A 24,091-nucleotide genomic window follows, 5' to 3' on the forward strand; every position below is an offset into this window, starting at 1 on the left:
CGGTCCCATGCATCCGATCAAAGAAGCCTTACAGCAGCGCAACGCCAAGCACTACTTTCAGGGCACGCATCGGCTCCGCGATCCCGCCGAGACGCTACGCCTGAACCGACGGCACATGCCGCGCCTGGGTATCACCCGGCTGGCCAATGTGACGGGCCTGGATCGTATCGGGTTACCGGTTTGCGTAGCGATCCGCCCCAACGCGCGTTCGTTGGCGACCTCGCAGGGCAAAGGCGAGACCTTGGAGGCTGCGATGGTGTCGGCGCTGATGGAGTCGCTCGAACTCTGGCATGCCGAGCATCTACAGTTGCCGGTACGCATCGGCACGGTCGAGGAGATGGGAGGGGGGCAGCATGTCCTGTCGATGACGCATGCGCCAATCCGCTCCGACGCGACATTCGATCCTGCACGCGCCATCGCCTGGGTGCAGGGGTGGGATCTGTCCGCCGACAGCGCCTGCTGGATTCCCTACGAACTCGTATCGATGAATCTGGTCCGCCAGGCTGGGAGCACGCCCGTATTCCTGGAAAGTACGAACGGTCTGTCTTCCGGTAATCACCTTGCCGAAGCGCTGTGTCATGCCCTGTGCGAAGTGATCGAACGCGATGCGATGTCGTTGTGGCGCCTGTACGACGAAGACCAGCGCAAGCAGCGACAGTTGGATCTGCGGTCCGTGAATGATCCTACGCTGCGCGCGATTATTGATATTCTCGCGGACAAGGGCATCGTCGTCGGTGCCTGGGATATTACCAGCGACGTCGGTACCCCTACCTTCAATTGCGTCATCCTTGAAGATCCGGCGTCGCCGGATTGGCGGCCGATTCCGGCGTATTTCGGCGCGGGCACGCATCTGGATCCAGTAGTGGCGTTGTCGCGTGCCATCCACGAGGCGATCCAAAGCCGTCTGACCGCGATTTCGGGCAGTCGCGACGATATCTTCCAGGCCGATTATGTGCGCGGTGGGAATCGAGACGATCACCTGTGGATGATCAACGCGTTGACGAATCCTCCGGGAACGCTGCCGTTTTTGGTGTCATCGGCTGTCTCGTGCACTTACGTGCAGAATGACGTGATCATCTTGCTGGAGCAGTTGCGTCGAGTCGGTATTCGCCAAGTGGTGGCTGTCGATCTGACCTGTGAGGACATCGGTGTGCCGGTGGTGAAAGTCGTGGTGCCCGAACTCGAGCCTTACCACACCCCGTTCTACCGTCCTGGTGTGCGAGCGCAGCGCATGATGGGCGCGCGGACATGAATCCGGCCGTGGTGTTTCTTGGGCCGAGCCTTCCGCTGGAACAGGCGCGGCGGATCGTCCAGGCCGATTTCCGCCCACCGGCGCGGATGGGCGATCTGTATCGCGCAGTCAGCGAAGGTGCGCGGGTGATCGCCCTCATCGACGGTATCTTCGAGCGTGTGCCGGCGGTATGGCACAAGGAAATTTTGTATGCCCTGCATCAAGGCGTCGCTGTGTACGGCGCCGCTAGCATGGGCGCGCTGCGTGCGGCTGAACTGCACACGTTCGGCATGATCGGTGTCGGGGTCGCCTTTCGCCAGTTTGCCGACGGGACGCTGGTGGACGACGACGAAGTCGCGGTGGCGCATGGTAGCGGCGAGGACAATTATCGGGTCACATCCACCGCGATGATCAACATTCGTCAGGGATTGGCTGCAGCATACGACGTCGGCCTGCTGGATGAGGCAGCGTGCGCTGCGCTGGTCGAGTCGTCGAAACGGCGTTTTTACCCGGAACGCAGTTGGAGTGCGGTATTGGAGGATGCGGTCGGGTTGGGGGTGGCGCCCGACGTGTGGCAGGCGCTGGCGCGTTGGCTGCAGGATGTCTCTCCCGATCAAAAGCGCGACGATGCGCTCGCCGCATTGCAAGCGCTGCTCGAGCGGCCTGCGGATGCGCCAGCCACCCAAGTGGATTTCCAGTTCCAGCACACGGTGTACTGGGAGGCGGTCGAATGCTATTGCAGTTTAGTGTCCGCACAAGCCGGTGCGGCGAGTTTCGAACGGCTTCGCAACCATGTCAGGCTCTTCGAGCCCGGACGCGAACGGCTGGTCGACAGTGCGCTGCTGCTCGGTTTAGTCGAGGCAGAGTGCAGGCGGCTGCGACTCCCGCCGCCTGAAGACCGTGTCGCGTTGACCGCGTTCCGTGCCAAACGTGGCTTGGGTACGTCGGCTGCGCTTGCCGACTGGCTGCAGCGCCAGCGCCTGTCGCGTGAAGAATGTTTACGCCTGGCGCGATTGGAGGCAATGAAAGGCCAGTTGCGCCATCGCTACCTCCATGCGGTGGACGCGCGCCTGGCCGATGCCTTGAAGCTGGATGCGGTGTATCAGGATATCGCCGATCGTGTATCGCACAAATGGACGCAGATGTCCGCGCTGCAGATCGGCCAACTCGATTCCGGCGACGTCGGCGACGCCGATGCAGTCATGGAATGGTATCAGGCGGTACACGGTAAAGTCCTGGGGTCGTTCGACGCGTATGTGAATGGCTTGGGCATCGGCTCGGTACAGCAATGGAGAGAGGAAGTTTTCGCCGAATATCTGGCCGTCCATGCGGCGGCTGTTTGACATCCCGTTACATCACTGGAGAAACGAAAGTGCCAACCCTGATCGTGACAGCAAGTGCGGTTTTCCTCATCGTCCTGGGCGGCGTGCTAAATTTCGCGCCTGCGGAGGTGGCGGTCAGACTTGGTATGGTCGGCGTGCCGCAAAGCGCGGTGGTATTGCAGCTACTGGCCGGCGCCCTGCTTGCGCTTGGCGTCGTCAACTGGATGCAGCGTCGCAGTATCAGTGGCATCTATGGCCGTCCTGCAGGCATGGGCAATATGCTGTTCTTCAGCGTCTGCGCGTTTAGTTTGCTGCGCGCGGCCAATGCTGGGGTGATGCCCGAACTGACTTGGGGACTCGGTGTGATCACCGCGTTGTTCGCGGCAGGATTTATCTGGTTGGTGTTCATGTCGAGCCCGGTACCGGTCAAGGGCGCGTGCTAAGAGTGACTAACAAAACGTCGCGAGTCGCTGTCGGGTGGGCGCGGACAGCGCGCAGGAACCGCAGTGTACAGAGGTACATGAGGATTCCGAGCACTGCCCGCGCCCGTTTCAGCGTCTGCGCGTTTAGTTTGCTGCGCGCGGCCAATGCTGGGGTGATGCCCGAACTGACTTGGGGACTCGGTGTGATCACCGCGTTGTTCGCGGCAGGATTTATCTGGTTGGTGTTCATGTCGAGCCCGGTACCGGTCAAGGGCGCGTGCTAAGAGTGACTAACAAAACGTCGCGAGTCGCTGTCGGGTGGGCGCGGACAGCGCGCAGGAACCGCAGTGTACAGAGGTACATGAGGATTCCGAGCACTGCCCGCGCCCGTCCGGCGGCGACGCAGTAGTTTTGTTAGCCGCTCTAAGTATTGCCATCGTCCGAGGTCAGTCCCCATGCATGCATTGCGTCGTGAATTGATGGCCAGAGCGCTCGCCGCACCGGACACGTCACTGTCTGTTAGCGATCCTCTGCCGGCTGAGGTAAGGCGGTCGCGCTGGAAGATGTCGTTGCGCGCTGTCGCGGCAGCCGGCGCGCTGTTGGCGATGGGTTTCTGCCTGGGTGAGGTTGTTCATCGACATGCGGTGGATGTCGTGGCGCACATGCCTGCCCACCAGCGCGGTGGCGTCGCACCGCAAGCGCTGTCGACAAGGCCGGCGATTTCGGAGGACGTGCTGGACGCGACCGGCTACGCGGTCGCCGTTCGCAGCGCGACGGTGTCTTCCGAAACCACTGGCCGTTTGGTCGAGGTGCTGGTCAAGGAGGGCAGTATGGTCAAGCTCGGCCAGGTGCTTGCACGACTCAATCCCCACGACATCGACCAACAAATCCGACTCGCCGAAGCGCAGGTCGAGGCGTCGCGTCGGGTTTCCCGGCAGCGCGATATCGAATGGCAGGCGGCCGAGGACCGTTTCCGCCGCATGCGGCAACTGGTAGCCGACCGTTACGTCAGCGAAGACACTTACAAGGCCGCCTCGTTCGAGGTGAAGCGTTTGGCGGCGTTGCACAGTGCGGCCGAGGGCGACGTACTGGTGGCGGATCGGCAGTTGTCGGTGCAGCGGCAACATCTGCGCAACATGGATGTCGTCGCGCCGTTCGATGGTCTGGTCACGGAGCGTTCGGCACAGGTCGGTGAGATCGTCTCGCCGATTTCAGCGGGCGGCGGCTTCACCCGCACCGGCATTTGTACCCTGGTGGACATTAGTTCGATCGAGGTGCGGGCTAAGATCAATGAAAAACAGGTTGGCAGGATTCATATCGGCCAGCCGGTCGTATTGATCCCGCGTGCGTATCCGCAGATGCGGCTGTCGGGCAGGGTCTCCACGATCATGCCGGTGGCCGAGCGCGAGACCGCCTCGGTGGAGGTGATCGTGGAGTTGATCGAGCGCGATCCACGGATCCTGCCAAACATGAGCGTCGACGTTGCGTTCGGTCGTGAGCGTTCCGTCGCGGTGAAAACCCAAGGCGCGCGATCCGCAACGGCGGGAGAGCGGGGATGACGGTGGCCGTGGTGGAATGTGCGCCAGTCCACGTTGCCGGTGCTGCCGGTGCTGCGCCGGCTGTGCTGGCGAGCGGGCTCTACAAAGGCTATGGCCGTGACGCGCAATATGTTCAGGCGCTGATGGGGGTCGACCTGCGCATCGAGCTGGGCGAGATTGTCGGTGTGCTGGGTCCCAATGGGGCCGGCAAGACCACCCTGGCCTCGATCCTCGAAGGGCTGGTGATGCCCGATGCGGGCAGCGTAAGCGTTCTGGGTCACGACGTGGGTACTGCCGAAGGCATGGCGAAAATCAAGCCAGCGCTGGGGATCTCGATGCAGAACAGCGTGCTGCCGCCATTGCTCAAGGTCAGCGAATTATTGGCGTTCAAAAGTGCGTTGTCTGCGCGCTCACGCGATGCCTCCGCGTTGATCGAGGCGCTGGGCCTTTCGGAAAAACGCAATGCACTGTATCGCACGTTGTCCGGTGGGCAACAGCAGCGCGTCGTCGTGGCGATGGCGCTGATCGGCGATCCGGCGGTGATGTTCCTCGACGAACCTACCTCGCAGTTGGACCCGCAGGCGCGGTGTGCGGTCTGGGATCTGCTGGATCGGCAACGTCGGGAGCGCTCGGCTTCCATTCTGGTGACGACCCACCAAATGGAGGAGGCAGAACGCTTGTGCGACCGCGTGCTCATCATCGATCACGGCCAGGTCATCGCCACAGGACGGCCGCGCGAGTTGGTCGCGCAGCACTGTCCGCAGAAACGGATCGAGTTCCTCACCGATCGACCCGAGCGGGTGCGTATGCTGGAGCAGGAGGACGGCATCGAGGCGCACTGCGCGGCACCGGGGAGCGATGGCTTGTCCCACGTGACGGTACGCGGCCAGGTCATGACCGAAAGTCTGTCGGCGATCCTGGAACTGCAGCGTGGTGGCACGATGGCGATTGAGGATCTACGCGTTTCCGCGCAGAGCCTGGAAGACGTGTTCCTGAAACTGACGGGACGGAGGATTCGGGAATGAATGCAAGGATCAGGCGCATCACCGCATTGGCTGGCATACAGGCACGCGAGTTCCATCGGGATTTCGGCACGCTGTTTCTCAATATCATTTTTCCGGCGATCTTCGTGGTGGCGATCATCGTGACGCAAATGGCCAACCCGACGCTACGCTTCAAGATCGGTGTCGTGGAAACGCAGCGCAGTGAGCAGAATCAGGCGTTCGTGCAACGGTTGGCCGCCAGTCCTGGGCTTGAGGTGGTGTCGCTGTCTCCGGCACGCGCCCTGCCCGCGTTGACGGATGGGCAGGTGCAGATGGTGCTGCGCATCGACGATGCACGCTTCGAGCAAAACGCCGGCGACATTAAAGTGCTTGTCGGTCCACGCTACGAGGCGTTCGCACGGATACTGCTGGAGTCGGTTCGCGACCGAATGCGTAGCGAGCGCTCCTCTGCAGTGCAAGCGTTCTCCTACGCCTTGCAGGCGCCGGATGTTGCGGTCCGATCGCAGTTCAGCTTCACCTTCCCCGGTTTGCTGGTGCTTGCGCTGGTGCAGATGGGCCTGTTCGCCACTGCGGTGCCATTGCTGCAAGCGCGCGACCGCGGAACATTGCGCTATCTATCGCTGACGCCGCTGTCGGTGGCCGATATCCTGATCGGGCAGCTCGCGGTTCGCGTGGTGATCGCGCTGATCCAGATCGTACTGATCTTGAGCGTCGGTTCGTTCGTGCTCGAACTTGGGCTGACGCAATGGAGCATGGTCTTGGGTATCTCGCTCATGGGCATCGTGCTGATGGTCGGCATCGGATACGCCATTGCCGGGTTGGCGACCAATCCGCAGTCCGGTACCGCGCTGATCCTCATTTGCAACTTCGTGATGCTGATGGGCGGCAATGTCTTCCTCGACGCGCGCGACTCGACGTTGCAGTACGCAATCGCCTGCGCCATTCCCGTGAGCTATCTCAGCGATCTCTACCGTCAGGTCATCACCGGCGAGTCAGGGGTCTGGCCGATCTGGTTGGATGTACTGGCAATCTTGGGATTTTCCGTGGTGGCGATCGCCGTTGCCATGCGTACGTTCCGATTCGATAACGATCGGGCCGTCGTATCGCGGTGGCGCTTGGTTGGTAGCACCGCGTCCTTACCGAAGAGCGAACTGGGGTAAACACGATGTCCATAGAGCGAACTGGGGTAAACACGATGTCCATGCAGCAAGAATGGGGCTATCTCAAATTGTATTTCGGCACTCAGGCCGCGCGTGCGGATGCTGTCGTCGCAGAGCTTTGCAGGAAGTTGCAGGCTGCGTCAGACGTCGAGCGCTGGTTCTTCATCCGTTATGTGGACGAAGGTGGATTCCATCTGCGCCTGCGTTACCAGGGGGCGAGCGAAGCGGCGATGGTGAGGAACGTGTACGTGCGGCAGATGTGTACCGACTTACTCGATCACCTGTATGCCTTCACTCCCAGTGCCTATATGCCGATGGTGAGGCTGCCCGATTACATGGATGCCGTGGCCGAACCGGTCGTGTCCGATACGCGTTTACGGGTCGAACAGGAGACATACCTGCCTGAGGTCGACAAATACGGTGGCAAGCAGGGGGTGACAATTGCCGAGCAGGTCTTCCACGCATCCTCCCAACTGGCCGGTGTGATCCTTGATGACGAGGCCCGTGGACTGTATTCGCGCAAGACGCTGGCCCCTTGTCTGATGCTGGCGTGCGAGCGGGCGTTCCCGGTACAGGGGCATGCTGATTACTGGGATCAATATGGGCTGTACTGGTTGGGGGGGCGCAGTCCTGCTGCCGAGGACTGGCAGCGCCGGTTCCGCAACAAGGGCCGGGAACTACTCGACAGCGGTTATGCCATTGTCGCCGCTGACGATACCCTGCCTGTGCCCGCGCAGATCGTCTTGCAGCGATGGCGGCAAGCGCTGAAAAGCGCCGCTGCGGCCTATCGTGGGCTCGGCGCTGCGACCGATGCGCAGGCCGATGTGCTCAGCCTGAACTTCTCGCACCTGATGATGAACCGTCTGGGCATCGCGACGCTGGAGGAAGCGTATCTGGCGACGTTGCTCGCCGTCGATACCGAGGCGATGCAGGGCGCCTTGGCGTGAATATTGTCTTGCCATTGGACCAAGACTACCTCCACGCCAAGTATCCGGTCAGCCAATTGCTCGTGCCCGATGGTGGCGTTCTGGGAGGCGTGTTCCGGGTGGGCGGCGAAGATACGGCCCCGGACTTCGAGATGGCCAATTCCAGCCTGGGCAATCTGACCGCCGTGTTTCCGCACGTCCGTGCCGCCAGTGGCGAGGACGCCTCTGGTGAATCGATCGGCGGGTCCGGCGCCGATGTCGATCCAGAGTTGGCCTGGTTACGCGCGGTCATGGAGGGTGCCGAGCGTTACGCTACGTTCGCCTATGCCGAAAATGAGTTCGTGGTCGCCAGCGGAAACGAGCTTGGCCACGCGGCCATAGATCTGGACACGGTGCCGCGCTGCTCGGCGCGTGAATATGCCGATCCGCGCTGTCCTTTGGTCCAGGCCGACAAGTCCCGCGCGATCCGTTGGGTCCGTGGCTGGTCGTTGGTGGACGGATGCGAACGTTTCGTGCCAGCGGTCATGACGCATCTGTATTTTCGTCCGACGCGGGAGGAAAGCTTCTGGCAGATGATCTCCACCGGAGTCGCCGCGCACATGACGTTGGCTGCGGCGTTGAATGCGGCAATTTGCGAGGTGATCGAGCGTGATGCGATCGCACTCACGTGGCTGGCGCGACTCCCACTACCGCGGATCGAGGTTCCAAAGATCGCCCCGGCGATCCTGGCGCCCAATCTGGAACGGCTGCGACGCAGCCCCTTGCAGCATCATGGCTTCGACGCGACCACGGACATCGGTGTGCCGTGCATCTATGCGGTGCAGACCTTGCCGGGCCACCCGTTGTTGTCGCAGTACGTCAATTGCGCCACCGATTTCGATGCCGCTGCCGCATACGCCAAGACGATTCGCGAGGCAGGTCCGGCGCGTACGGTATTCGAGCGCGGTTATACCCATCCTGTCGACATCAACGATTTCGTCGCGCTTGAGGACGGTGCGGCCTACATGGGGGTGCCTGCGCGGGCCGAGGCGTTCGAGTTCCTGTTGAATACATCGGCGCAGGTGCCGCTGGACGAGATCGGCAAGGGGTTGCCAAGCGGCGACGGGGCACGGCTGCAATTCCTCGTCGGGCGTTTGCGTAAGTTGGGAACCGACGTGATTGCCGTGGATTTGACGACGCGCGAACTGCGTCAGTTGGGTGTCCGCGTCGTGCGTGTGGTCATTCCCGGTTTGATGCCGATGAGCTCGATCCATCGTGCAAGATTTCTTGGGCATCCACGCCTATACCAGTACCCACGTGATGCTGGCTACGGCGTGTTGACCGAGCGCGAGATCAATCCCTATCCCCAACCCTTTGCCTGACCGGAGTCATCATGTCCAACGTCGTGTTGTATGCGGGTGATTTCGGTCGGGCCGTGGCAAACCGCCTATGCGAATGGCAGCCCTGCCTGCGCCAGATTTCGCTGTACGCCGATGCCGACGAACTGCATGCTGCCATCTACAGCGCAGGCCATGTCGCGGCGGCGATGTGGCGGCCATGCATTGCGCAGTGCCAGCGCGTGGACACGCTCGTCCACGCTGCACAGGTGAGCTGGTCGTTCGTGGAAGTGAGTGGCGTCACGTTGGCTTGCAGTCATGTGATTGTGCCCGGCAGTGGTCGCGGTTGCTATCACTGTTATCGCGCGCGTACCGATGCGCATCGCCGCGAAAGTGATCGCCAGCGCGTGCTGCGGCAAGCCTATGCGCTCGATCCGCGACTGGGGCCGGCTGGCTACACGCCGGCGATGGTGGCTATCGCGGTGGCGTCGTTGCGCGTCGGGTTGGAAGCGAGCGCCGATGTACGGCTGCCGTTCCGCCAGGTCGACGTGCTCAGCGGTAATGTCCTGGAAAGCGAGATTGTCGCCTTGCACGATTGCCCTCGCTGCCGACCGGAGATCCGTGATGAAGATCCGACACGGCGTTACCTTTCGACCCTGGCCGAAGAGTTGAAGGAGCTGCTCGCATGAATTCCCGGTCGATCCTCACGATCGAAGCCTCCAGCCTCGGTACTAGCTTCATCGCCGATCCCGAGTTCTCGCTGCCGCAGCGCCCACGGATGATCCCGGAGTTGGTGACGCTGGCCTACGGACAGAATGCATTGCTGTTCGATGGTGTTCGCGATCTGCAGGTGATCTCTGGGCGCTCGGCACGCACCTTCCTGCCACAATTGTTTCCGCTGTTGGATGGCACCCGCTCGCTCGACGATCTAGCCGCGGCCTTTCCCAAGCTGCCACCCAAATCGTTGACCGATGCGATCGTGCTGCTCTATAGCAGGGGGCTGTTGGAGGATGGTGGCGTCGAGGAAACGGATGCCGCGCTGCAGCCGTTGGCATCGTTTGCTGGACGCTACTGTGATGTGACCCGTGTGAATCCTTCGCGTCACGCAGTCTTGCAGCGCCTCGCGCGCGCGCGCGTCGCCGTGGTGGGTAACCGCGCCGGACGCCATATCATGACGGGACTGAGCGGCTACGGTTTCGCCCAGTTGGACGTGCTGGAGGCACCGTCGGCGCTGCACGTCAGTGGCTACGACCTGCTCGTGGCCTGTTTCGGCGCCGACGATACCGACATGACGGCGTGGTTCGATGTGGCGCATGCCGCAGACGTTCCCGCGCTGCATGCGCATGCAGGGGCCGATGCAGTGGAAATCGGCCCGTATATTATCCCGGGGCAGTCCGGTTGTTACCGATGCTTGCGCACCTTGCACCCCGCACCGGAGGGCGATGCGGGCCATCAGGAGGAATTCTGGGCCGGGGTGATCGCGTTGCAAGCCAGTACGTTGCTGTCGCGGCTCGGCTCGACCAAACTGTACAACGCCTGCAAGGTACACCGGACCACAGGTCAGGGCGCGTCCTATGAGAAGCGGACCTTGCCCCGGCTACCTGGGTGTCCACATTGCGGCCTGGAGTCCGCACGCCTGGCGCCGACGCATCCCGATGCACGGGTGTGGATCGTGCATCATTCGGCCCACGTGATGACGTGCAAGGCGTTACGCTCGCCGCGCGATCATCAAGTGCATTATGCCGCCAGCAACCTGGATCTGACCCGCAAACGGCCGCAGCCGCGTTACGGCGTTCCCGTGCTGCCATTGCCTGAGGGCGACGACGCGTCTTTCATGCCCAGTTGGACCCAAGCACCGCCATCGCCCCCCACCGGGCGCGCCGATCGGGAGTTGCTGGCACAGATGTTGCGTTACGCCGCTGGATACCAGGCGCTTGCAGATGGGCGGCGGCGGTTGGCCGCCAGCGGTGGCGGGCTCGGTTCCTGCGATGTCTTCGTGGTGATTCGTCGTCTTTCTGGCCTGGAGTCCGGCGTTTACCACTACTTTGGCTATGAGCACTGTCTGGAGCGGATTGGAATTGTCGAGGACGCGCTTCTGTGCGGCGCATTGGGCGTCGAGCAGGCGGCGTTGCCGCCGGTGGTCCTGTTCGGTACCAGTGACATGGGAAAAACGCGGGAAAAATACGACGAATTTTCCTTCAGAATCGGCGCGCTTGATGGTGGCGTAGCGTGTCAGCTCATCCATGAACTCGCGGCATCGGCGGGTGTCCCGGTGGCCGAATATCCAGAGTTGCGGGATAAAGTCGCAGCACACTTTCTCAATCTTCCGCAGTCGGGAAATCGTCGCATGCTGACCTTCGCACTGGGTATCGGTGCGATCAGGTGCTCAGGTGAGCCGGTCGATCCACTTGCGCATCACTACCAGTCGCCGGATCTCCTAATCGAACTGTGCGCACGTCTTGGACCTGCGCGTCTTTCCGCCGCAGTCCCCAGCGAACCAGAAGTGGCGCCGCATGTGGCGCAGCCACTGGACACCTTGGTGCGTGCGCGACGCTCGCATCGTACGTTCGCCGTGCGCGCTGTGGCTTTCAGCGCAGCGCGCTCGATCGCGGCGGTGGCGATGGCCGCCAACGTATGCCGCGAAGCAGCCAATGCATTGCCGATATCGTTGTCGCTTTGGGTGATCTGCATGATGGACGGGCCGGATTTCCCGCGTGGCATCTATTGCGCGAAGGACGGCATGTTGGTGCAGGTCGGTGCAGCGGTCGACCGTGCACGGATACTGAGCACGATGCAGCAGCATGGTTATGCCGAGGCACCGTTGACCCTGTTCGTGACTTGCGATTTGGAAAGGGCGCTTCTCGATCATGGTCCACGCGGTTACCGCGAGGCGGTTGCGCGCGCCGGCTCGGTCCTCGGTAAAGCGCAACTCTGTGCGCAGAGTTGGAGTCTCGTCGGGAGTCTGTGGGGCGGTGTGGCAGAGGAGGGCGTCGGCCAGTTGCTCGGCATCGATCGCTACCGTGATTGCCCGCTGTTCGCCGCGTCGCTGGGATATGCCGCCGATGTCTGAGCCGTCGCTTTTGGGGACGTACGTGTTGGCCGCAGACGTACAGGTGGTGCGTCGTCGCGAAAGCCTGTTGTTGGTGGCGGGGCGGAGCGGGAGGACGGTCCGGGTCAGTCCCGCTGCGGTCGCGTTGATCCCCTCGTTGCAGAGCGGGGTATCTTTCACGCAGTTGCGGGCCATCCTGGCGCAGGGATACCCGGTCGCCCCCGATGTGGATCGCAAGCTGCACGATTTTTTGCAATCGCTGAGCCAGTCGGGTGTCCTGCAGGATGCGACCGTGTTGCCGCCGCGACCACGCAGGCGCCTGCGATTTCCCCTGCTGCCGACCGACCCTGTCGCCCGCTGGATCGCCTGGCCGTTGATCGCGCTGCTTCCGTCGTGGACGCGAATTGCACTGGCGCTGACGATGGCGCTGGCGGCGATTGCCGCCATCGGCGTTCTGGCCTGTAGTGGCGAACTCCCGCGCTTGCGCGCGATGATCGAGCACCTGCATTGGGCCGGGGTGGCGCTGTTCGTCCTGTGTGTGGTGCCACTGCACGAACTGAGTCATGCCGTGGCATGCCGCATCGTGGGCATCAGTCCTGGTAAGGCCGGCATCATGCTGCATGCCGGCGCGATTCCAGGGCCGTATGTCGAGACTCACCAGACCTATCTGTTGGTCAGCCGCTGGAAGCGCTTCGTCGTTCCGGCGGCCGGGCCGTTCGTCAACCTGGTCGCCGCTGGTGTCGTGGCCGGTTTGTTGATATTACCCTTGCGCGATTCGGTCTGGGTGCCGGTCCTGCATACCTTGCTAATGGCCTGCCTGCTGTTTGTATTTTTTGATACCTGCCTGCTGACGTCCAGTGATGGCAGCCACTGTGCGGAGGCGTTGTTCGACGACGAATGGGCGCGGCGCAACGCCTTGCGTCCGTTGGCAATGACCATGGCCGATGGCCTGGATGCCGCTCGTCGTTACCGTCTCTGTGCGGCCTTGCACCTGGCGGTATCGACGGTGTTGTTCGCCTGGTGGATTTTCTAACGGTGCCTGTTGCGGTGCGGCACATACGACAACGGGCGATGGGGGATGCATGGAGTTGGACAGGATTGAACCCGCGGCACCGATTGCCGGCGAACTCTCAACTGCGGAGCGGGAACCGCCGTGGTCGGTGGCGCCGACCACGGCGGTCTTTCCTTGTGCGCTGTTGCGTTGGGCAACGCTGCCGTTCGCGCATCTGGATCGATTGCGATTGTCCGATTGCTTGGATGTCCAGAAGCAACTGGACGCCGACGCGCGTAGGTTGTTGCCTGTCGCCACACGATTGCTCGACGATCTGCATGCGCTGGTGTCGCGTATTGCACCGGAGGACAAGGCGTATCGCCGCAGTGTTTTGCAGTTGCGGCGGGATATCCATGGGCAACGTTCGCTCAGTATGCGCGAAGACCTGCTGCAGCGTGTCTATGCCGATTTGCAGGCTGGGGCAGTGGAGCGCTTACGGCATTGGTGCCATGCGCAGGATGCATATGCAGTACGACAGCGTCAGGCCGACGCCGAATTCATGGAGGCGATGCAGCGTATGCGCATCGACTTACGCCAACTGCTCGCGTTTCCCTGCTTGTTGCACGGCATCGACATGGCCGCGCCTGGCGTCAGTGCTCATGCCGCACGGGAGAAGGTTATTCCGGAAAAACCTGAGCCGGATAATTTCGAGCGCTCGTTGTTGGGCTACGCAATGCGTGCGACGGTCAAGACCAGTCCGTTTTCGACCTTCATGGCAACCACGACGCTGGATATCTCCAATGGTATTGCGCCGACGCTACATGTGCCGGCGTTGCCGTTGCAGGCACGCACCCGCCTCAATCGTGGCGTGGTGGCCCGACTGTACGCACTGGCGGTGGCGACTGGGCGATTGCCATGTGAGATATATCCCAACCCGACTCTGCGGCAAGCAGGACAGGCGCGCTACCAGGCCATATGCGGTCGCTTCATCGTGTTGCTTGGGCGTCCATGGCGACAACAGCAACGCTTGCATTTTCACCTACATCCGTCGTTGCGCGAGGCGCTCTTCCAAGCCCGATGCTTACCGGCGCGCGATTGGCTGGCGCACCTGGAGACTGCGGGGGTGCAGACATCCCGCGCCGTTGAGTTGCTGAGCCAGTTGCTCGCGCGCGGGCTGCTGATCGCCGGCCCGCTCTTTGATGCATTCGATCCAGCGCCCGAGCATACGCTTCTGGCCTTGCTACGTTCCAGCGACGATCCGTTGCTCACCCAAGCGGCCGATCTGTTGTCGCAGCTGATTGTCAACGTGCAGCATGTGCCGGGACAGGCAGGGCAGGTGCGTGCAGATGCGGTCGCTGCGTTGGAGCAGCAGCTGCTGACCTTGTTGGGCGCGGGCAAGTCCGATGCTTTGCACAATCTCGTGGTTGAGGATGCCTGGTCGCGACCTGCGTCCGATTCGTCTGCCTCTGGTGGCCACCGGGCACTACAGGATGTCGCTGCCTTTCTTGCCGGGCAGATTGGCGTGTCGCCCGCGTACCGGAAGCTGCGGCAGCTATTCATCGCGCGCCATGGCGAAGGTGGCCGCCTGGATGCGTTGCTGGATTTCATGCTCGATGCCAGCGAGCAACTGATCCCGCGACCGGAGTATGGTGCCAGGCAGGTCCAGGACAGGATGGAGGCGGCAGCGCCGGGGGCGCGTCTGGCCGTCACACTGCAAGCCCAGGTGATCCCTGGCAGTCATGGTGCGCAGCCCGGATTGGTGGTCAACAAGGTCTTCGAGAACGCGGGTTGGCTGGCGGCGCGGTTCGCCGAGGGGGCGGCGCCCGAGCAGGCGCGGCTGCGTCGATCGCTGGCGCAATGGTTGCAATGCGTGGCTGGCACGCGCGAGCCGGTGGATTTTCCGGTGGCTGGTGACTGTAACGATCTGCAGTCGCACCCACGGCTGACCCAGCGTGTACTGCGTCTTCCGGGAGAACCCGTGATGGGAGCGGGTGTGTTGGAGCTACAGGATCTACGCCTGCACGACGATCCGCAGCGCGGCGAACTGGTGCTCTGCGACCGGGAAGGACGCGAACTGCAGCCGTTCTACCTGGGGGGCACTTTGCCCAGCCCAACCTGGGGGGGCGCCTATGCTTTCAGCGTGCTGAGCCAGCCCTATTGCCTGATGCGTCCAGCGTCCCAGCCCACGCAGTGGCCCGACACGGTCGAGATCCATTGCATTCCGCGCATGTCGGTTGGCCATGTTGTCGTCCGCCGCGCATGCTGGTGGGTACGCGCCGATTACCTGCGTCGCGCATGGTTTGCCGTGTCAGGGCGCAAGCGCCTGGTCCAGGTACTGACGCAGTGCGAGGTGCACGGATTGCCACAGCGCTTTTTCGTGCGTCGTTGCATGATTTCCGCTGCGGGACTTGATCGCAATCTGCTTGATGCCAGCCGCAAGCCGCTGTGGGTCGATGTCGCTAATCCGTTCTGCCTGAGCCTGATGGAGCGACTCGCGAGCCAATCGGCTTGGCTATCGGTTACCGAAGTGCTTCCGGATCCCGCTAAGGGGTGGTTACGACTGGATGGCAAGGCGCATGTGTCCGAATTGCAGTTCGAGATGCTGCTGTCGCGGCAGGCATCAGCGGGCCTCGTGCCGCTGGACTGAACGGCGCATGTCAGAGGGGATGCCCGCCGTTGCGTGCTTTGTACAGGTGGACAGACCTGGGCTTGAAACCGGTGTAGTCAACCGCATCTGATGAGGCATGCCGGCATGGCCGGCCCTAGTCAGAGGATTTCCCCATGCGGATGGACAAGCTCACCTCGCGTTTCCAGCAGGCGCTGGCCGACGCGCAATCGCTGGCCGTCGGCCGCGACCACACCATCATCGAGCCGGTGCATGTGTTCACGGCGTTGCTCGATCAGACCGGCGGCAGCACCCGACCGCTGCTGGCGCAGGCCGGCGTCAATGTACCCGCGCTACGCGAGCGCTTGGGCGAGGCGCTGGAAAAGCTGCCCAAGGTCAGCGGCCAGCCCGGGAATCTGTCGATGGGCAACGACCTCAGTCGCTTGCTCAACCAAACCGACAAACTGGCACAGCAGCACAACGATCAGTTCATCGCCAGCGAATGGTTCGTGCTCGCCGCCGTCGACGATGCCGGTGCATTGGGTCTGGCGTTGCGCGCCGCTGGTGCCGACAAGAAGAAACTTGAAGCGGCCATCGACACCTTGCGTGGCGGGGAGACCGTGCAATCGGAAAACGCCGAAGACCAACGTCAGGCGCTGGAGAAATACACCATCGACCTCACCGCGCGCGCCGAGAGCGGCAAGCTCGATCCGGTGATCGGCCGCGATGAGGAAATCCGCCGCACCGTGCAGGTGCTGCAGCGGCGCACCAAGAATAATCCCGTGTTGATCGGTGAACCGGGCGTCGGCAAGACCGCCATTGTCGAGGGCCTGGCGCAGCGCATCGTCAACGGTGAAGTGCCGGAGGGATTGCGCGGCAAGCGCGTGCTGTCGCTGGACATGGGCGCGCTGATTGCTGGTGCCAAATTCCGTGGCGAGTTCGAGGAGCGGCTCAAGGGCGTGCTCAACGATCTGTCCAAAAACGAAGGCCAGATCATCCTGTTTATCGACGAGTTGCACACAATGGTCGGCGCCGGCAAGGCCGATGGCGCGATGGACGCGGGCAATATGCTCAAGCCGGCGCTGGCGCGCGGCGAACTGCACTGCATCGGCGCCACCACGCTGGACGAGTACCGCAAGTACATCGAGAAGGATGCCGCGCTGGAACGGCGCTTCCAGAAGGTGTTCGTCGGCGAGCCCACGGTGGAGGACACCATCGCCATCCTGCGCGGGCTCAAGGAGCGCTATGCGCTACATCACGGCGTGGAGATCACCGACCCGGCCATCGTCGCCGCGGCCACGTTGTCCAACCGCTACATCACCGACCGTCAGTTGCCGGACAAGGCCATCGATTTGATGGACGAGGCGGCCAGCCGCATTCGCATGGAGATCGACTCCAAGCCGGAGGAGCTGGATCGCCTGGAGCGGCGTTTGATCCAGTTGAAAATCCAGCGCGAGATGCTGAAGAAAGAGAAGGATGATGCCTCGCGGCAGCGTCTGTCCGATCTGGAAACCGACATCGACAAGCTTGAGCGCGAGTTCTACGACCTGGACGAGGTGTGGAAATCGGAGAAGGCTGCTTTGCAGGGCGCGACCAAAATCAAGGAGCAGATCGAGCAGGCGCGGGTGGAACTGGAAGCGGCGCAGCGGCGTCAGGATTACGCCAAGATGAGCGAGATCCAGTACGGCCTGCTGCCGAACCTGGAGAAGCAGCTCGCGGCGGCCAACGAGGCCGAGCAGCATGAATTCAAGCTGGTGCAGGATCGCGTCACCGCCGAGGAAATCGCCGAAGTGGTGTCGCGTTGGACCGGCATTCCGGTCAACAAGATGCTGGAGGGCGAGCGCGACAAATTGTTGCGCATGGAAGACGAACTGCATCAACGCGTGGTTGGTCAGCATGAAGCGATCAAGGTGGTATCCGATGCGGTGCGCCGCTCGCGTGCCGGCTTGTCCGATCCGAATCGCCCGAGTGGCTCGTTCCTGTTTCTGGGGCCGACCGGCGTCGGCAAGACCGAATTGTGCAAGGCGCTGGCCGAGTTTCTGTTCGATAGCAGTGACGCGATGATCCGCATCGACATGAGCGAGTTCATGGAGAAACATTCGGTGGCGCGGCTGATCGGCGCGCCTCCGGGCTACGTCGGCTACGAGGAAGGGGGTTATCTCACCGAATCGGTACGGCGCCGGCCGTATTCGCTCATTCTGCTCGATGAGGTGGAGAAGGCGCACAGCGATGTGTTCAACATCCTGTTGCAGGTGCTCGACGATGGCCGCCTCACCGATGGGCAAGGGCGCACCGTGGACTTCCGCAACACCGTCATCGTGATGACCTCCAACCTGGGCTCGCATCAGATTCAAGAACTCAGCAGCGACGATAGCGCCGAGGCCTATACGCAAATGAAGGCGGCGGTGATGGGCGTGGTGCAGGCGCATTTCCGTCCCGAGTTCATCAATCGGCTGGACGATATCGTGGTGTTCCATCCGTTGGACAAAGCGCAGATCAAGGCGATCGCGCGCATCCAGCTGCATGGCCTTGAAAAGCGCCTGGCCGAGCGTGGCTTGAAGATCGAACTCGGCGAGCGCGCATTGGAACTGCTCGGCAACGTCGGCTTCGACCCGGTGTACGGCGCGCGTCCGCTCAAGCGTGCGATTCAGGCGCAACTGGAGAACCCACTGGCGCAGCAGATCCTGTCCGGTCAGTTTCTCAGTGGTGACACCATCAAGGTCGATGCCGAAGGTGGGCACCTGCTATTCGCTAAAGCGTGAGGCCAACCGCTCCGGCATCGACCGCGTTGCCGGAGCGGGTCGTGGCTTGCCGATGGCACCTGTGCGCGCCACGGCGGCGAGCGTGGACGGTCCGATAGCGCGATCCTGCACGTGCGCCACGTACTGTGCTGTCGTTGGCATTGTTGCGATGCGACGTGCGTTCTTTTAACGATCATATAAAGATCGGCGGCAGGGAGTCAGTGCTGCTGTTGCAACGATGGCCGTTGCGAATGCCATGAAGGCCGATGCATGGCTGCTTTTTTCGTGTGCCGTTCTGCGCTTGTCGTGTCAGCATCGATTCGAAGATCAATTCCGCTAGTTCCGGAGAGCGTGCGAATGCCGAATCGTCCACTGACCAGCCGCAGGCATCCGCTTGCCAGCGCCCTGGGTCTGGCCTTGTTGACCCCGATGTTGGCGTGGGCGCAGGCCGCGCCGCCAACTGTGGCCGAGCATCCGGAGCAGGCTGCGGCGACCGCGCCGACGGCGGATGTCAAAACCCTCGATGGTCTGGTCGTGACCGGCGTGCGCGAAAGCCTGCGTTCGGCGCAGGCGATCAAGCAGGACGCCACACAGATTGTCGATTCGGTGCAGGCGCAGGATATCGGCAAGCTACCGGATGCGAACACGGTGGAAGCCTTGCAGCGCATCACCGGTGTGCAGATCCAGCGCCGTTACGGCGAAGGCGCGACCGACTTCGACCATCGCACGCAGCCGGCCGTCACCGTGCGTGGCTTGACCCAGGTGCGTAACTTTCTAGATGGCCGCGATACGTTCTCCGCCAGCGGCGGGCGCACCCTGGATCTGGAAGCCATTCCGCCGGAGTTGCTGTCCGGTATCGACGTCTACAAAAGCCCGCCTGCCAACATCATCGAAGGGGGCGTGGGCGGCGTGGTGAATCTGCGCACACGGCTGCCGTTCGATGCCCCGGGTCGCGTGCTGAGCGCGACACTCAAGGGCAACTATTATGATCGCGCGGACAAGACTGGAGCGTCGGCTTCCGGTCTGTACAGCGACCGCTTCCAGACCGACCTTGGCGAAGTCGGAGTGCTGTTCAATGTCGGTGCGGGGCGATCCAGCTACCGCCAGGACGGCATTTTGTCCGGTCCGTTCGGCCCGGTGCAGCCGGGCGCCATCGCCGGCGCGCCGGATAATGCGCAGATTCCTTACGGGTTCCAGATATACGACGATGGGGGGGATCGCAAACGCTTGGGCGCGGCGGCGGCGTTGCAATGGAAACCCTCTGATAGTGTGCTGGTGACAGGGCAGTTTCTGCACACGCAGTACGATTTTTTTCGACAAGGCAAGTATTTTTATGCGAGTAACCGACGCAACGCGACCTCGCCTTTGCCCGGAGCCGCATTCACCTTCAACAACCAAGGTTATGCCACCTCCGGTGCGCTGGAGAATCAGGTCTTCGAGTCGGCGCGTTTCGATCAGGACCTGACCTCGGCAAACACCAACTACAGCCTCAATCTGCGCTGGAATGCCAGCGAAAAGCTGGCGATGACCTTCGATGCGCAGTATCTGGATACGTTCTACGATGCCGATCGCAATGGCTTCGTCGTCTCCCTGTACGACCGTGGCGACGAGGACGGCACCACCGGCCCGCATCAGTCGATTGTCGATTTCAATCTCAATGGCCCCAGGCCGCGCTTCAATGTGCGCAATCCGGCCATGCTCAGCGATCCACGCAATTACGGTTTCAGCTATATCGCCGACGCGCTGCAGCGTAACGACGCCGATCAGCTCGCGCTGCAATCGGATCTGGAATATTTCACCGAAGGTGGCTTCTTCACCAAGCTCACCGCTGGCGTGCGCTACGCCGATACCGGCATCGATCTACGCGGCACCTGGAATGCGGCCTGCCTGGGCGTCAGCGGGGCTGATCGCGATTGTGCGGCGAATCTGGTTTACCCGAACGTCGCACTGCATCCGGAGTTGGTGCGGCGCGGCCCGTCGTCGCACTTCTTCGATGGCAACACGCTGACCGGCGGTGTTTTGTACCCGGAATTCGCCAACGGTAACGGCTTGTTCGATCGCACGGCGCGGACCGAGGCATTGTTCGGCTTCGCACCGCAGACGGTGTTCCGGCCAGACAATCTCAACCATCAGACCGAAAAGACCTGGGCCGGCTATGTCAATGCCGACTACGAGGCCGAGATCGCCGGTCTACGTGTGGACGGTAATGCCGGCGTGCGTCTGGTCAAGACGACGACCGGTTCCGATGGCGCGCTGTTCATGGACGATGGCACGATGACGCCGCTCTCGGTGCGCCGCAGTTATCACGATGTGCTGCCCAGCTTCAACGTGCGCGCGCACCTGAGCGATACGCTGCAAGCACGGCTGGCGTATTCGCAAGCGATCGCGCGGCCTAATTTCGACCAGATGTCGACCAATGTGTCGCTGGGTGCGCCGGGGCAGGTGAATCCAGTGACCGGTCGGCCCAGTGGTTCTTCTGGTAACCCGTTTCTCAATCCGATCCACTCGGATAACTACGATGCGACGCTGGAGTGGTATTTCGCTCCCACCGGCTCGCTCACCGCCGGCGTGTTCTACAAGCGCGTGGATGGTTTTCTGGCTAGCGGCACGGTGGTGCGCAACTACAATGGCCTGGATTACGACATCGGCACGACGCTCAACACCGGCGACGGCGCGATCCGTGGTGCCGAATTCGGTTACCAGCAGTTCTACGATTTTCTGCCCGGCTGGCTGAGTGGTTTAGGCTTCCAGTTCAATTACACCTACGTGGACAGCAGCGTTTCCAATCCCTTCGCCACGCCTGGCTCCAACATCCCGACTCGGGTGCCGTTGGAGAAATTGTCCAAACACAGTTACAACGCGGTGGCGCTCTACGAAAAAGGCCGCTTGACCGCACGCCTGGCCTGGAGTTGGCGCGGTGCGTATCTGGATACCACGTATGGCAGCGGCGCAAACGGCATTCCGCAGTTCCAGAAACCGTATGCTTCGTTGGACGCCTCGCTCAGTTTCGACGTGAACAAGCATGTGGCGTTGTCGTTCGATGCGGTGAATCTGACCGATCGCATGAATCAAACCTACATCGGCACGCCAGCGGCGCCGTTGCAGTACCAGCTCAACGACCGCCGTTTCGGGGCTTCGATCCGGGTCACATACTGATCGACATGATGCGTGCGTGTCTGTGTTTCTGCTGCGGGAGATGTGTGGCCGATGTCGGCATGGGCGGTGCGCGGCGGCGTGTGGCGAGGCTGGCGGCGGCATGAGCGAGGGCGGTTCTCTACGTTCGCTCTTGCGGGTGCAATCAATTTTTCAAATGCTTGTGTTAAAACAGAAAAGTCGGTCGGATTTTCCAGAAAATGCTGTTGATATGAAAATTGGCAGTTGCCGATTCCAGTGCAGTCAAAATAACTCATGGACCATCTAGGGATAAGGAAATTGAGATGCAAGTATTGACGATGGCAGAAGTAAATGCTGTCTCTGGTGGGGGTGGTATCCTGGATGTTTTGAACGGAATTGGCCTGACTCGCGGTGGTGTTACAGCGGCGGGAGGTGGTTTGCTTGTAGAATCGGCTCTCGCTGATGGCCTTATTATTGGGGGCGGCGTAGTGGTCGCGGTTGCCGGAGTTGGATTGATTGGTCACGGCTTATACGAGTTGGTGCATCAATAAGCAAAAACAAAGCAAAGGCGGGTGTCATTCCGCCTTTGCTTTATTATTTAAATAAATCGCGAGTTAATATTATGAATAAGTCAAGGGATCTGCGAATATTTTTCTATATGTTGGCCATTCCTGCAATGTTTGTGATCATTGCTTGGCTTACGATTAGTCGTGGTGGTGGCGTGCATCTTGTTCTTGGTTTGATAATTGCATTCGCTGCTTTGTCCATATTGGCAGGTTTAATTATTCATCTCTTTGTGGAGTTTCGAAAAGCCAGGACGTAAATGCGCGGCCTGGCGCGTACCAGACGCGAGCGATGCCGATACCGGAAACCCTGGCCGAACCCTTATGCTTCTTCGCACACTCGGGCCGAGTCTTGCGTGAGGCCGATGCGCTTTTCAGCAAAACCAGTTGGTTGGCGGTGATGCAAGGGCAGGGGCTGCAGGCGCGTGGCTTCGACCCGCTGGATGTCGCATTGTCCAGCCAGTACGCCGCGGCAGGGCTTGCGCGGATTGCGCAGGCCAACGCGATGGCGCTGCGCGCTAAGTGCTTGCCAGTAACGATCATCCAAGTAGATGAACTCGTCACCATGCCGACAGCGCATGTTCGCCCGTTGCGGATGGCTGTTTTGCGTTGTTTGCGGTGGCTGTCGCGCAGCGTGCTCTGGGTGATCTCGCTGCCTGCATGGCCGTGCAGGCGCGATGCAGATGGTTTGTCGCGGCCTTTCCAATCATCGCTGCGTTCGACACGGCGCTGCGCTTTGTAAAAGCACCGCCGCATGCACGCCGATGGCGGGGAGATGCGCCGCGGTTGGGAGCGGAAAGCTTTGCGAAAGATCGTACTTACAAGCTGAGACGTTGTCAGGCCACAGTTCGGCCATGGTGTTGTCTGCATGTTTCCTTTCGCTATGGTTGCGTCCGTTGTCCATGTCTGGTCCACGTTGGTCGATGTGCTTGCCGACCGTGGGGTGGCGCCGTTACTGGCCGCGCTGCACCTCACCGGCCTGAGCGATAATCCGCGCGATATCGCCGCGTCGCTGCTGATCGCCTTCTTGCAACTGAGCATCATCGGCGTGTTGTTCCGGCCGTTGGAGAGCCTGTGGCCGGCCGAGCGTTGGGAACACCGGCGCCTGGCGCGCATCGACTTCCACTACACCTGGGTGATGTTGGTCGGAGTGTTTCCGTTGTTCTCGTTCCTGATCCTGACCCCACTGTTCAATGCGCTGGGCGGTGCCGATGCCAGTGCCGAGTCCGCACCGCAATGGGGTCTGCGTTACGCCTGGCCGTGGCTGGACCGGCATCCGCTGGCGTTGTTTGCGCTGTACTACCTGGCCTACGACTTCACTTATTACTGGATGCATCGGGTCCAGCACTGGATTCCATGGTGGTGGGCGATGCACAGCATGCACCACAGCCAGCGTCAGCTCAGTTGCTGGAGCAATGATCGCAGTAATTATCTGGATGGGATGTTGCAGTCGTTCGTGCTGGCTGCGGTGGGCATTGTGTTCGGCATCCAGGCCGATGAATTTGCCTGGTTGATGCTGCTCGGGGAACTGGTGCAGAATTATTCGCATGCCAACGTGCGTTTCGGCTTCGGTCCGGTCATGAACAAGATTCTGGTCGATCCGCCGTTCCACCGCCTGCACCACATGCGCGTGGATCCGCAGCGACCGAACCTGCACAACTGCAACTTCGGCCAGGTGTTCGCGTTTTGGGATGTGTTGTTCGGCACGTCGCTGTATGGCGAGCCGGTGCGGCCCACTGGCGTTGGCGATCCGATGGTCGACCGCGACAACGACCTTGGACTGGTGGCGTTGCAACTGGAAGCGGTTAGAGCGTGTTATGAACTTTGGATTAGAGACGTGGCATTTCCAAGCATGAGGATGGAGAAGACGACGAAGTGGAGTCCAGCCAGGGTTTCGGGATGTGTTGTTCGGCACGTCGCTGTATGGCGAGCCGGTGCGGCCCACTGGCGTTGGCGATCCGATGGTCGACCGCGACAACGACCTTGGACTGGTGGCGTTGCAACTGGAAGCGGTTAGAGCGTGTTATGAACTTTGGATTAGAGACGTGGCATTTCCAAGCATGAGGATGGAGAAGACGACGAAGTGGAGTCCAGCCAGGGTTTCCGGAA

General features: G+C 61.6%; 18 protein-coding genes and 2 other RNA genes. 17 read left to right on the plus strand and 3 right to left on the minus strand.

Annotated features, from left to right (window positions below; all coding sequences use genetic code 11):
- Positions 1 to 7 precede the first annotated feature (7 nt).
- Genes XANALMUS060_RS14740 through XANALMUS060_RS14750 form a run of 3 tightly spaced genes read left to right on the plus strand, consistent with a single transcriptional unit; the run spans position 8 to position 2,996 of the window.
- The gene (locus tag XANALMUS060_RS14740) at positions 8 to 1,252 is read left to right on the plus strand and encodes a YcaO-like family protein (protein WP_045739081.1); all 1,245 of its coding nucleotides are present in this window, start codon (positions 8 to 10) and stop codon (positions 1,250 to 1,252) included.
- Positions 1,249 to 2,574, plus strand: a complete 1,326-nt coding sequence (locus XANALMUS060_RS18870) for a TfuA-like protein (RefSeq protein ID WP_082065157.1) — start codon at positions 1,249 to 1,251, stop codon at positions 2,572 to 2,574. The genes XANALMUS060_RS14740 and XANALMUS060_RS18870 overlap by 4 nt, the downstream gene beginning before the upstream one ends.
- A 29-nt stretch (positions 2,575 to 2,603) precedes the next feature.
- Positions 2,604 to 2,996, plus strand: coding sequence for a hypothetical protein (locus XANALMUS060_RS14750; RefSeq protein ID WP_045739082.1), 393 nt, complete (start codon positions 2,604 to 2,606; stop codon positions 2,994 to 2,996).
- Positions 2,997 to 3,000: 4 nt separating this feature from the next.
- On the opposite strand, the gene XANALMUS060_RS18875 is transcribed toward XANALMUS060_RS14750, so the two are convergent.
- Positions 3,001 to 3,075: non-coding RNA, sX9 sRNA (locus XANALMUS060_RS18875), on the minus strand.
- On the opposite strand from XANALMUS060_RS18875, the gene XANALMUS060_RS20035 reads away from it, so the two are divergent.
- On the plus strand, positions 3,074 to 3,259 hold the full coding sequence (locus XANALMUS060_RS20035; RefSeq protein ID WP_152640519.1) for a hypothetical protein: 186 nt from the start codon (positions 3,074 to 3,076) through the stop codon (positions 3,257 to 3,259). The genes XANALMUS060_RS18875 and XANALMUS060_RS20035 overlap by 2 nt on opposite strands.
- Positions 3,260 to 3,263: 4 nt before the next feature.
- Here XANALMUS060_RS20035 and XANALMUS060_RS18880 read toward each other — a convergent pair.
- Positions 3,264 to 3,338: non-coding RNA, sX9 sRNA (locus XANALMUS060_RS18880), on the minus strand.
- Positions 3,339 to 3,538: 200 nt separating this feature from the next.
- Between XANALMUS060_RS18880 and XANALMUS060_RS14755 the strand changes: the two genes are divergently transcribed.
- From XANALMUS060_RS14755 to XANALMUS060_RS14810, 11 genes are all read left to right on the plus strand, one after another.
- The gene (locus XANALMUS060_RS14755; protein WP_052688185.1) at positions 3,539 to 4,534 is read left to right on the plus strand and encodes an efflux RND transporter periplasmic adaptor subunit; all 996 of its coding nucleotides are present in this window, start codon (positions 3,539 to 3,541) and stop codon (positions 4,532 to 4,534) included.
- Complete coding sequence (locus XANALMUS060_RS14760) at positions 4,531 to 5,538, plus strand: ABC transporter ATP-binding protein (RefSeq protein ID WP_045739083.1); 1,008 nt, start codon at positions 4,531 to 4,533, stop codon at positions 5,536 to 5,538. Before XANALMUS060_RS14755 ends, XANALMUS060_RS14760 begins: the two co-directional genes overlap by 4 nt.
- On the plus strand, positions 5,535 to 6,677 hold the full coding sequence (locus tag XANALMUS060_RS14765; protein WP_045739084.1) for an ABC transporter permease: 1,143 nt from the start codon (positions 5,535 to 5,537) through the stop codon (positions 6,675 to 6,677). The genes XANALMUS060_RS14760 and XANALMUS060_RS14765 overlap by 4 nt, the downstream gene beginning before the upstream one ends.
- Positions 6,678 to 6,712: 35 nt before the next feature.
- Positions 6,713 to 7,624: a thiopeptide-type bacteriocin biosynthesis protein gene (locus XANALMUS060_RS14770; RefSeq protein ID WP_045739085.1), complete on the plus strand. Its 912-nt coding sequence runs from the start codon at positions 6,713 to 6,715 to the stop codon at positions 7,622 to 7,624.
- Positions 7,621 to 8,964, plus strand: coding sequence for a YcaO-like family protein (locus tag XANALMUS060_RS14775; RefSeq protein ID WP_052688186.1), 1,344 nt, complete (start codon positions 7,621 to 7,623; stop codon positions 8,962 to 8,964). Before XANALMUS060_RS14770 ends, XANALMUS060_RS14775 begins: the two co-directional genes overlap by 4 nt.
- 11 nt (positions 8,965 to 8,975) lie before the next feature.
- On the plus strand, positions 8,976 to 9,608 hold the full coding sequence (locus tag XANALMUS060_RS14780) for a hypothetical protein (RefSeq protein ID WP_045739086.1): 633 nt from the start codon (positions 8,976 to 8,978) through the stop codon (positions 9,606 to 9,608).
- Positions 9,605 to 11,989, plus strand: coding sequence for a hypothetical protein (locus XANALMUS060_RS14785; RefSeq protein WP_045739087.1), 2,385 nt, complete (start codon positions 9,605 to 9,607; stop codon positions 11,987 to 11,989). Before XANALMUS060_RS14780 ends, XANALMUS060_RS14785 begins: the two co-directional genes overlap by 4 nt.
- Entirely contained in the window at positions 11,982 to 13,001 is a 1,020-nt protein-coding gene (locus XANALMUS060_RS14790) for a site-2 protease family protein (protein WP_152640520.1), read from the plus strand. Before XANALMUS060_RS14785 ends, XANALMUS060_RS14790 begins: the two co-directional genes overlap by 8 nt.
- Positions 13,002 to 13,050: 49 nt before the next feature.
- Positions 13,051 to 15,606: a hypothetical protein gene (locus XANALMUS060_RS14795; protein WP_045739089.1), complete on the plus strand. Its 2,556-nt coding sequence runs from the start codon at positions 13,051 to 13,053 to the stop codon at positions 15,604 to 15,606.
- A 134-nt stretch (positions 15,607 to 15,740) separates the two neighbouring features.
- On the plus strand, positions 15,741 to 18,326 hold the full coding sequence (gene clpB, locus XANALMUS060_RS14800) for an ATP-dependent chaperone ClpB (RefSeq protein WP_045739090.1): 2,586 nt from the start codon (positions 15,741 to 15,743) through the stop codon (positions 18,324 to 18,326).
- Between the two features lie 336 nt (positions 18,327 to 18,662).
- Complete coding sequence (locus tag XANALMUS060_RS14810; RefSeq protein WP_045739092.1) at positions 18,663 to 21,461, plus strand: TonB-dependent receptor; 2,799 nt, start codon at positions 18,663 to 18,665, stop codon at positions 21,459 to 21,461.
- Here XANALMUS060_RS14810 and XANALMUS060_RS20040 read toward each other — a convergent pair.
- Complete coding sequence (locus XANALMUS060_RS20040; RefSeq protein WP_152640521.1) at positions 21,380 to 21,943, minus strand: hypothetical protein; 564 nt, start codon at positions 21,941 to 21,943, stop codon at positions 21,380 to 21,382. The genes XANALMUS060_RS14810 and XANALMUS060_RS20040 overlap by 82 nt on opposite strands.
- 331 nt (positions 21,944 to 22,274) lie before the next feature.
- On the opposite strand from XANALMUS060_RS20040, the gene XANALMUS060_RS14815 reads away from it, so the two are divergent.
- Both XANALMUS060_RS14815 and XANALMUS060_RS14820 read left to right on the plus strand, forming a co-directional pair.
- Positions 22,275 to 22,724, plus strand: a complete 450-nt coding sequence (locus tag XANALMUS060_RS14815; RefSeq protein WP_235430528.1) for a tryptophan 7-halogenase — start codon at positions 22,275 to 22,277, stop codon at positions 22,722 to 22,724.
- Positions 22,725 to 22,850: 126 nt separating this feature from the next.
- Entirely contained in the window at positions 22,851 to 23,999 is a 1,149-nt protein-coding gene (locus tag XANALMUS060_RS14820) for a sterol desaturase family protein (protein WP_235430529.1), read from the plus strand.
- Positions 24,000 to 24,091: the final 92 nt, after the last annotated feature.

Source organism: Xanthomonas sp. MUS 060, from assembly GCF_000963215.1.
Classification (GTDB): Bacteria; Pseudomonadota; Gammaproteobacteria; order Xanthomonadales; family Xanthomonadaceae; genus Xanthomonas_A.